The following is a 9,503-nucleotide window of genomic DNA, read 5'->3' on the forward strand; positions in this document are numbered from 1 at the left end:
GATGACTGCGCACGCAAGCCTCAAGCTCTCGACGCTCTGAAGGGGTAAGAAAACCGGGGCGGATCATGAGCCTAACTGAACCGTTTTCACGCATGACGTCAACTCATCAAAACTCGGAAGTTCGATGACGCTAAGTATATCGTTCCACTGGGCTTGCACATTCGCGAATGCTTCACGCGCAATTTCAATCTTCGTCACCCCGTTGATTTGGCCCCACATGGAACCTGAGGCGTCGAAGACGATGATAACATTCGAAGATCCCTGAGCCTGCGCGGCACCTATTTGGAAGGCCCAAAGGCAGATGAGAGCTGCCAAAGTGATGCAGGCATTTATAAACTTATACATTCAAACTGCTCGAAACTTTTATGCTTCGGGTATCATCGTTCCACAGCATCGGGATTGGCAATATATCAGACTTAATATATCAAAAGCTCGAGATGCAACGTGATCTGCTTGAATGCGCTTATGGGATAGAGACCGCCAAATCTGCTGAGGCTGCCTGGGTGCGCTTGGTGGATACACTGTCGCGTTTGAAACTGGACAAAGTGATCTACGCAACGCGAGATGATGGCGACCCGCCGCATTGGTACGTGAGATCGACCTTGCCAAATGCATGGCCAAGTGAGCTGGCGAAGACCCCTGATTTCTCTGAACCATTTGTCACCTACTGCTGCGCGACTTTCGAGCCAACAAAGGTCGGATCGGAATATCTGGATCTCAATAGCCACTACATTGACGATCACGCGCGCGACTACATCAAAGCCGTAAGCAAGTTTGATTGGCGAGCAGGAATAGGAATCCCGACCGCGTTGAAAGGATCGGGCAGACATGGTGGCTTCATTTTGGGTAACGCCATGATGCGATATGATTTCGAAAGAAGTGTGATGCCGCTGGTCGATGACCTGCGCACGCTTTGCCTGGTCGCAAACGCCCGGTTTGAAACGTGGAGAAAAGGCAAAACCCATCACGACATCGCGCGCCCCCTGAGCCCGCGCGAGATGCAGACGTTAGAGATGCTGTCTAGAGGATTGCGCCCGAAGCAAATCGCCGAGGAGCTTGGTCTGAAAGAACCCTCAGTCCGCCTGTACCTCAAAAATGCAAAGAGCAAACTCGGCGCAACGAACAACCATGATGCCGTGAGGCTGTTCATCAACAGGCAGAGAACATAGCTGCGTTCTCCGAAGCCCATACACGCAAAGGCATTTGTTGAAAGCACAGTGCCGAGCGGCCCAGTTGGGTCCGAGGCATGGTCATCCAGTCAGCTGGCTGACCAATTTAACCTGTCACTCAACGGCCAAGGTTTGTAGCACTTTGCCATCTAGGTTTCGTGCCAGTGCCAATACCGGGCTGCCCGCTGTCAGCATTTCAGCGCCTTTGGCGCAGCGGACAATCCCGCCTGCCTCGCGAATGATGATCACACCGGCGAGCGCATCCCAGGGGTTGAGATGTGCCTCATAATAGCCTTCGGCGCGGCCCTGGGCGACATCCATCAGGCTCACGGCGGCGGACCCGTTGCGCCGGTATTCCATTTCGCTGTCGATGACGCTGCGCACAAGATCCAGATAGGCGCTAAGCGACCCTCGCGCGGAGCGCCCCAACAGCAGGAGCGCCTGATCGGGTGCTGCACAAGCCGACACCTGAATGGGCTGATCGTTGCAAAATGCCCCCTGCCCTTTCACCGCCCAGCACATCTCGTTGCGTTCGGGGGCAAAGATCACGCCCACTTCGGGTTCTCCCTCCCAGCAAAATGCAATCGAGATGGCCCAATCCGGCAGGCCCCGCATGTAGTTGGCGGTACCGTCAATCGGATCGACAACCCAGATGGACGAGCTGTCCCCCATCAACCCATCTTCCTCTCCCAGCATCGCATCCGACGGAAAATGCCGCAGCAGAAGGGATCTGATATGCGCTTCCACGGCGCGATCTGCTTGGGTGACGAAGTCCTGCAACCCTTTGGTGGAGACAAAATCGGCCTCTCGCTCCCGGTACAGTTTCTGCGCCAAGAACCCTGCTTCTTGCGCCAGAAATTTCGCAAAACCCAATCGGGTCGAATAGGTATCAGTCATGATAACTCATTGTTGTGTTTCTAAAAATAGGAGTAAGCCTTTGGTTGAAATGTCGTGCTGGCGCCTCGGGATTGTTGATGCGGTCCAACATCTGCCCGACAGCTGCGAGCACCTGTTCGCCCGCGTCCTGGCGCATGGTTGACAGTCGGTACGACCCCCAGCCCGCCTGGTCGATGTCATCACAACCAACGATCTGCAGATCATCGGGGAAGCGGACGTTCCAATCTGCCCGCAACCGATCCATGACGCCAAGGGCCATCAGATCGGTGGCACAAAACAAGCCGTCAATCTGGTCGAGCGCGAGACCAATGCTGCCGCCGATATCATATCCAGCCTCGTAGCTTTGACTGGATGCGATGAATTCTTTGACTGGGATCTGTTCTGAGTGACATTTGTCGATAAAGGCCGTCGCGCGCCCTGTAACCGAGTAAGAGGGCTTGCGCGGATGGGCCACTGCGAGACGTTTGTGGCCCGATCTGGTCAACATGTTGAACGCCAACTCGCCGGCTTGGGCCACATCGATCTGAACCGTGTCCGCGATGTCCTGTGTCTGACCGCGGTTGATCAGAACCAAGGGCATGCGCAGGCGGTGACACTCTTGGATGATTTTTGATGACGGGGTGGCAGAGGTTACCAACACGCCAGCGACGCTATAATTCAACATGACCGAGAGCCAATGTTCGATATCGTCGTCAGGTTCAAACGGCAGCAAAATCGGCCGGTACCCATGGCTGATAAATTCCTGAGCTGCGAGCCGCACTTGTTTGGACCGAAAGGGCGTATCAAGGGAGGATGCAACGATCCCAACCAGGTTTGACTGGCGTGTTTGCAATCCACGAGCCAGAAAATTGACGCGATATCCCAGCTCCTGCGCAGCTTTGAGCACTTTTTCGCGCGACTTTTGCGAGATATTCCCACCTTCGGTGAAAGCGCGCGATACCATCGAGCGGGACACACCAGCGCGACGTGCAACATCGAAAGATGTAACAGGCTTTTCTGGTGTATCGGTCAAAGCGCTACTCCTTTTTCGCGACAGATCTGTGCAAAAAGAAACGGTTGGTCGAGATTGACCATGTCGGGTGCGGCAGCGGCAATCCGCTCCAACACCTGTCTCTCTTCCCCTCCATAGGCAATCATGATGGGGATACCACGGCGGCGCAGTTCCGGGAAATCGGCCCAACTCTCTGTCACGGTAAATTCTACAAGAGACGGCATAAACGTCTCTAGTGTTTGTTCCAAACTGTCAAAATCCTGACGGCGGGCCATGATATGGGCCTGTTCCGACAGGCCGCGCAGGTCCAGCAGTGATTGGGTGACGAAAGACCAGAAGAATACACGATCCTGCATTCCATGGGCGCAGACCCGGTTCCAGATCAGATCGGCAGGGGCGGATTTCAACTCGATATAGAGTTTTCTGCAGTAGGATTTGGCCAGATCCAACATCTCATCCAGTGTTGGAAGTTTCTCTGGGGCGAAGTGCTGCGAAAACCAACCTCCGGCGCTCAACTGGCGAAGCTGTGCGAGCGAGTGATCGCCGACCCGTCCGTGACCGTTGGTCGTCCTGTCCAATGTGGGGTCGTGCAGAACGACCAGCTCATCGTCTGAGGTGACATGAACGTCGATTTCCACATGGCTGAATCCTGCGGCAAAACAGGCATGCGCGGCGGATAGCGTGTTTTCAGGCGCGATTTTATTTGCGCCGCGGTGGCAGACGATCTGCAGTCCCTGACCGGATGAGACCGGGTTGACCAGCTCTGGCCGGTCAGAACAGATCCCCAACACTGGAAGGCGGCGCAGTTCCGCCATTCTTGCTGGGTCTTCTTCATGCCACAGCACCACTTTCTGGCCCCGTTCGGCGCAGCGCGCAAAAAATGCCTGATCCAACAGATCCTGAGGTCGGTCCATTTTCTCCCAGCACAGATGCAGTATATCCGGTTTGACGGCCAGATCGAAGGGATCCACGCCAACAGGCACCAATGCCGCGATCGGATACGGGGTGTTGTGATCTTGCAGCGCCCGCACCGCAGCCGGATCGAATGCACCCAGAATGGCCCGTTCGACACCTGCGTCCTGCAGCATGTCAGATACGGCAGCCGCCGCGTTCGTGGCTTTGATATCGGCGTAGAGACCGCATCCCCGCGCTTGCGCAAGCGCGATAACTTCCGTCAGCAGCGGTGCCTGGTTTGCAGATGATGCCGCTCGAATGTCATCGAGCGAGAGTGACGCGATACTGCGCCCATCTGCGAGATGAAAATCATGAAATGCGATGAGGTTGCCGTCGGCCGTTTGATGCAGATCCACCTCCCACATATCCGCGCCGAGATCCGCCGCCAGCGCAAACGCATCGAGAGAGTTTTCAGGCGCATAGGCGCTGGCCCCGCGATGGGCGATGGACATGGGTTTGGATCTGGACAGCCAGTCTGACATCAAATGCGGGCCCCGTCTGTGGTGAAAGCCAGCGCATGATCGGCATCAACGCCCCAGTCCACTGTCTCGCCGAGCTTCAAACGACGGCCAGAGGGTTGGATGGACCGCAAAACCGCACCATTGGAGAGCGTAACATTGTACAGATCTTCGCGACCTTGTGTTTCCACGAAACTGATCTTGCCCTGCAGACCTGATCCAAACTGTGGGCCAAAATATTCTGGCCGAATGCCAAGCTGGATTTGCCCGCTGACTTTCGGCTTGAGTGCATCGCTAATGGCGATGCCACCACCACCGGTTTGGAACTGTCCGTCAGCTACATTCGCATCTAAATAAGAGATCGGCGGGTTGCCCAAGAACCCGGCGACAAAGGTGTCGACAGGATCATTGTACATTTGATCCGGTGCGCTGAGCTGAACGATTTTACCGTCTTTCATCAGTGCGATACGGTCACACATCGACATTGCTTCGACTTGGTCATGAGTGACGAGGATGGCTGTAATTCCGGTCTCCAGCTGGATGCGCCGGATCTCTGAACGCATTTCCAAGCGCAGCTTGGCGTCGAGATTTGCCAAAGGCTCATCCAAAAGCAGGACATCCGGTTGCCGTACCAAGGCCCGAGCCAGAGCCACCCGCTGCTGTTGACCGCCAGACAACTGCGCGGGGCGCCGGCCCAGCAATTCGGGAATATGAACCAGTTCCGCAATTTCCCCAACCTTACGGTTGATTGTGGCGGTGTCCAATTTTTGGACCCGTAGCGGGAACGCAATGTTTTCTCGAATGTTCATATGGGGATACAGCGCGTAGTTCTGAAACACGACACCAACGTTGCGCTTTTGTGAGGGCAGATCAGAAACGTCACGCTCTCCAAAATGCAAGGTGCCACCGTTCATCCTGTGGATGCCGCATATCGTAAACAAGGTTGTCGACTTGCCGCAGCCTGACGGGCCAAGAAGCGCCATCATCTCCCCGCTCTCAACCGTCAGATCCAGGTTGTCGATCACGGTCAGGCCGTCGAAGGTTTTTGTGAAGTTTTTAAGCCTAAGCTGCATCAGCCTTTCGAGCCCCCACCGTAGATGTTCATGAGTTTTTTCTGGAAGATCAGATAGATCAGGATAACAGGCAGGGCATAGAAGAGACCCACCGATTTGAAGAGGTTGAAGTCAACTTCAAGGCTGTCATCGAGCAGGAAATACGCCAGATACGTCGATAGAACCTGCGCATCACTGCCCGGCGCGAGCACGAGCGGCAGGATGAATTCGCTCCATCCTGACAGGAAAGAAAATATCAAGAGTGCCGACAGTCCGGGCTGCACTTGCGGCAAAACCAGTTTGTGCCAGACGATGAAACGGCTCGCGCCATCCTGCACGCCAGCCATTTCGATTTCCCAGGGCACCGTGTCATAGAACCCTTTCATCACCCAGATCCCAAAGGGCAGTTCCAGCGCGGCCTTGACCATGATCACACCGATGAGCGTGTCAAAAAGACCCAGAAACTGCAGGATAAGAAAGATTGCAATAATCAAGGTGATAGTTGGAAAGGCATGCAAGATGATGACCCCTGCCAGGAAAAAGCGCCGCGCCGGGAAGTTCAACCGAGACAAGGCGTAAGCCGATGTCAGGGATGTGGCGCAGACAATCGCTGCGGTTGAACCTGCGAAGATGAAAGTGTTCAACGTCGCTGTCCAAACCGATCCGCGGCCAGTGGTGTCGTCCCACAGAAACCGCCAATGGTGCACTGTGAACTCGGTTGGCACCAGGCTGCCCGGTTCCGTATCTGTCACCGAGTCCAGGATGGTGAAACCGTACATCACAACCAACGGCAGTGACAAAATGGTTAAGAGAGCGACAATCGGAAATGCCCGAAAATTCGATGTCATCACAAACGTCCTCTACTGCTCAATCCGTGGTTTGGAGACGAGCTCTTTGAAATTGAAAAACCTCAGGTAAAGCGCGCTGGTCACGATGCCGATGACAACGAGAACCAATGCATATGCTGCGCCCAGACCGTATTGCAGATTGCCGCCATAGTTGTTCAGCGCCGTGTGATAGGCGGCCAAGGCCCAAACCTCGGTCGCACCACCTGGCCCGCCATCGGTGGCCAATAGGATATATTCAAACGACGTGAGCAGCGAGAGCGTCTGATAAGACGACGTGAACAGGATGGGCCACCGCAGCTGTGGCAAAATGATGAACCGGATCTGCTGCCAGCGGTTTGCACCATCCACTTCGGAGGCATAGAGCATCGAGTCCGGGATGGTTTTGATCGCTGAGGAGAACAAGATCATTCCCAAAGAGGCACCAACAAACCCGTTGATCAGGATGATCACGACCCAGGCGTTGGTTGCTGTATCGAGCATCCAATTGCGGGGTGAGACCCCAAACAGCCCCATGAAAGATGAAATGATCCCGGTATCCCAGGTCAGCCAATACCACATCAGCACATAAAGAACTGGCGGCAAAATGCGCGGTAGGAACCAGATGGTCCGGAATGTGTTCGCAATCGGCGCTGGAAGGTAGAACGTTGAAATCGCCAGGAAAAGGCCGAATCCGACATTGAAGGACAGGGTCAAGACGACATAGAAAACAGTGTTGGCCGCATACCGCCAAGAGCTGTCGAGCGAGAACAACAGTCGCATGTTTTCCGTGGTCCACGTCCAACCCGTATAAGCGACTTCAACCAGCTCTGACTGATCTGGTTCGGAAATATTGGCCGCGCTCAGCGCCGTGCGAAATTCGGTTTCGGTTTGGAAGCGCTCGTCCATCACACTGGTGGTGAAGAGATCGGCGAGTGTTTTGCGATCACGAGTGGATCGAATGCGATTTTCTCGCAGATCTTTCAGCGCGCGTTCCATTTCTCGGCGAGAGGTGAACTCCGCCCCGCCATGTAACGCCGCCAATTCATCAGCGGTCGCCGCATCCCGCGCAGCGGCCAGCCGGGCCAGGCCTGCTTCGTCTACCGCGTAAACGGTGCTTTCCAGCTTTTGGACCGTCTCTTCTGATACAGACCTTGCCCGAACCTCCCGCAAGCTGGATTGCGTGAGTAGGTATTCTCCTCCGGTGATCCCGGTCGATGTCGACATATTGGTAAACGCAAAGAACACTGTCAGGATGACAGGGGCGAGGAAAAACAGCGTCACAACGATCATTGCCGGCGCCAGAAATCCGAACCCAAGCGCGTTGAAGCGGGGCATGGTCTTCTCCGAAAAGGGGGATGCCGGGACCGTCACGCAGCCCCGGCGAAAAGCTGGATTATCGAACGATCAGGTTGTCGCCGAGTTTGGCCGAAAGTTCGGTTTCCAGTTCAGCAACAGCCGCTGCGGGGGTTTTGACACCGGTCCATGCAGCTTCCAAGCCTTTGAACATGGCCTCTGAATAGGCGCCGTAATCCAGGTTGTTTGGCTGTGCATTGGCCGTTGTCAACAAACGCTCTGTTGCTTCGGTCGCCCAACGATCGTTGCTGTAAAGTTCAATGTTGGACTGCTGGCGGCTGATGCCCAGATGAGCAGATTTGATCGCATGCAGTGCGTTCAAACGCGGCTCTGAGGCAATCTTCACCAATTGAGCGGCGATTTCTTCATGATCATCATTTTCCTGATCTGTCACCAGATAGACCAGCGGATGCGTGATCGTGTTGGCACGCCCCTGGTCATTGCCGGCAGGGATCAGGGAAAATTCGATCGTTCCAAAGAAGTCTTCGTTGCCCTCTTTTCCGGTGTACCGGGCATAGTGCCAAGTGCCGCCATGCCAGGTCGCTGCCTTGCCGTTGGCGACTTCTGAATACCACTGCCCCCAGTCTGTCCCCAGATGGTTCTTCCGGGTGATGCCTGCGTCAACCGCATCAACGAAGAACTGGAAGAACGCTTCCATCGCGGCCTTGTCCAGCAGCAACTTGCCGGTTTCAGGGTCTTCCAGAACACCACCAAACGACTGATAGAACTGCGCGTAATCAGGTCCGTTTGAAGGGCGCGGGTAGAAGCCATAGCCTTCTTCGACCAAACCCATATCTACGGCTTTTTTTGCGTCCTGCAGAACATTCTGAAGTGTGTATTCACCAGCCTCGATCTTGGCAGGCAGCGCAGCGATATCTGCATCCGAATAGCCAACGCCGCGCATTGTGTCTTTCCAGAAGAAGAACGGGCGGCTTTCCGCGTCCTGAGGCAGGCCCCATTGGATACCGTTATAAGCGGCAATCTCCAGCAGGTTTGGATAGAGGTCATTCAACGGCCAGGCGTCAAAGTCCAGATAGTCCTCGGCCGGCACGATGTAGCCGGCTTGGCTCCACGGCGCGATGTCGAGGTGGCTGGTCACCACGATGTTTGGCGCAGATCCCGCTTCGGCTGCGAGCGTGACACCCTGTTTGAATTCTTCCCAACCGCCAAAATCACGCTTCCCTTCGACGGTAATGGACAGTTCGCGCCCGTCGATGGCGGCCTCACGCTCCAACATGTCAGCGGCAATTTTGATCGCTTCAATTCGATAAGCATCCGCATCGTTTGAGCCACCCGCCCAGACCGTGATGGTGACATCTTCGGCAAATGCGGGCAGTGCGAGCGTGCTGCAAATCAGCGCAGCGGTGGTTTGTTTTAACAATCTTGTGGTCATGGATGATCCCTTCCCTGTCAGGCTGCAACACATATGAACAGATGTGCAAAGTCTGCGTATCTTCGATTCATTTAACCAATGTGACAGTGACTGATTTTTCTTTGACCACCGTTTCAGCAAGGTAATTCGCTGAAAAATGGTGATCTTGGTAACAGTCTTCCTCCCAAAGCAATCTCATTGAAATGCACACGTGTGCATTGTGTCAACAAAATTTCAAAGAAATGCAGAATTGCGCTTACAATCGGAAACGGCGCACACCGAAAGATCCCATTAGGCAGCCGACTCATAAAACTCGATCCACAGTCTGACGGATGCCAGTTTGATCATCGACAGGAAATTGCGTGACGTCTTTTCGTATCGGGTTGCGATGCGACGGAACGAGGCTTTCAGCCTGCCAAAGAACCGCTCG

General features: G+C 54.8%; 9 protein-coding genes and 1 pseudogene. 1 reads left to right on the forward strand and 9 read right to left on the reverse strand.

The features are described from left to right. Positions 1-63 precede the first annotated feature (63 nt). Positions 64-345: a hypothetical protein gene (locus tag Q0C28_RS12795; protein ID WP_293576401.1), complete on the reverse strand. Its 282-nt coding sequence runs from the start codon at positions 343-345 to the stop codon at positions 64-66. A gap of 92 nt (positions 346-437) precedes the next feature. On the opposite strand from Q0C28_RS12795, the gene Q0C28_RS12800 reads away from it, so the two are divergent. Continuing rightward, positions 438-1,169, forward strand: coding sequence for a LuxR family transcriptional regulator (locus Q0C28_RS12800; protein ID WP_293576402.1), 732 nt, complete (start codon positions 438-440; stop codon positions 1,167-1,169). Between the two features lie 114 nt (positions 1,170-1,283). Here the strand turns inward: Q0C28_RS12800 and Q0C28_RS12805 are convergent, their stop codons facing one another. From Q0C28_RS12805 to Q0C28_RS12840, 8 genes and pseudogenes are all read right to left on the reverse strand, one after another. Next, positions 1,284-2,066 (reverse strand): inositol monophosphatase family protein, encoded by a 783-nt coding sequence (locus Q0C28_RS12805; RefSeq protein WP_293576404.1) that lies wholly within the window; start codon positions 2,064-2,066, stop codon positions 1,284-1,286. Continuing rightward, complete coding sequence (locus tag Q0C28_RS12810) at positions 2,059-3,078, reverse strand: LacI family DNA-binding transcriptional regulator (protein ID WP_293576406.1); 1,020 nt, start codon at positions 3,076-3,078, stop codon at positions 2,059-2,061. The genes Q0C28_RS12805 and Q0C28_RS12810 overlap by 8 nt, the downstream gene beginning before the upstream one ends. Beyond that, positions 3,075-4,463, reverse strand: a complete 1,389-nt coding sequence (locus Q0C28_RS12815; RefSeq protein WP_293576408.1) for a glycerophosphodiester phosphodiesterase family protein — start codon at positions 4,461-4,463, stop codon at positions 3,075-3,077. The genes Q0C28_RS12810 and Q0C28_RS12815 overlap by 4 nt, the downstream gene beginning before the upstream one ends. Positions 4,464-4,492: 29 nt before the next feature. Continuing rightward, positions 4,493-5,542, reverse strand: coding sequence for an ABC transporter ATP-binding protein (locus Q0C28_RS12820; RefSeq protein ID WP_293576410.1), 1,050 nt, complete (start codon positions 5,540-5,542; stop codon positions 4,493-4,495). Continuing rightward, on the reverse strand, positions 5,542-6,369 hold the full coding sequence (locus tag Q0C28_RS12825; RefSeq protein ID WP_293576412.1) for a carbohydrate ABC transporter permease: 828 nt from the start codon (positions 6,367-6,369) through the stop codon (positions 5,542-5,544). Before Q0C28_RS12825 ends, Q0C28_RS12820 begins: the two co-directional genes overlap by 1 nt. A gap of 12 nt (positions 6,370-6,381) precedes the next feature. After that, entirely contained in the window at positions 6,382-7,683 is a 1,302-nt protein-coding gene (locus tag Q0C28_RS12830) for a carbohydrate ABC transporter permease (RefSeq protein WP_293576414.1), read from the reverse strand. Positions 7,684-7,741: 58 nt separating this feature from the next. Further along, positions 7,742-9,094, reverse strand: coding sequence for an extracellular solute-binding protein (locus Q0C28_RS12835; protein WP_293576416.1), 1,353 nt, complete (start codon positions 9,092-9,094; stop codon positions 7,742-7,744). Between the two features lie 270 nt (positions 9,095-9,364). Then, positions 9,365-9,503, reverse strand: a pseudogene (locus Q0C28_RS12840) (IS5/IS1182 family transposase); the annotation flags it as partial.

This window comes from Phaeobacter sp., assembly GCF_022825805.1.
In the GTDB taxonomy this organism is placed as follows: domain Bacteria; phylum Pseudomonadota; class Alphaproteobacteria; order Rhodobacterales; family Rhodobacteraceae; genus Phaeobacter.

Bases quoted from the DNA above. Each gene is read 5' to 3' on its own strand.
- Q0C28_RS12795 (WP_293576401.1), bottom strand. From the start codon at position 345: ATGTATAAGTTTATAAATGCCTGCATCACTTTGGCAGCTCTCATCTGC.
- Q0C28_RS12800 (WP_293576402.1), top strand. From the start codon at position 438: ATGCAACGTGATCTGCTTGAATGCGCTTATGGGATAGAGACCGCCAAA.
- Q0C28_RS12805 (WP_293576404.1), bottom strand. From the start codon at position 2,066: ATGACTGATACCTATTCGACCCGATTGGGTTTTGCGAAATTTCTGGCG.
- Q0C28_RS12815 (WP_293576408.1), bottom strand. From the start codon at position 4,463: ATGTCCATCGCCCATCGCGGGGCCAGCGCCTATGCGCCTGAAAACTCT.
- Q0C28_RS12820 (WP_293576410.1), bottom strand. From the start codon at position 5,542: ATGCAGCTTAGGCTTAAAAACTTCACAAAAACCTTCGACGGCCTGACC.
- Q0C28_RS12825 (WP_293576412.1), bottom strand. From the start codon at position 6,369: ATGACATCGAATTTTCGGGCATTTCCGATTGTCGCTCTCTTAACCATT.
- Q0C28_RS12830 (WP_293576414.1), bottom strand. From the start codon at position 7,683: ATGCCCCGCTTCAACGCGCTTGGGTTCGGATTTCTGGCGCCGGCAATG.
- Q0C28_RS12835 (WP_293576416.1), bottom strand. From the start codon at position 9,094: ATGACCACAAGATTGTTAAAACAAACCACCGCTGCGCTGATTTGCAGC.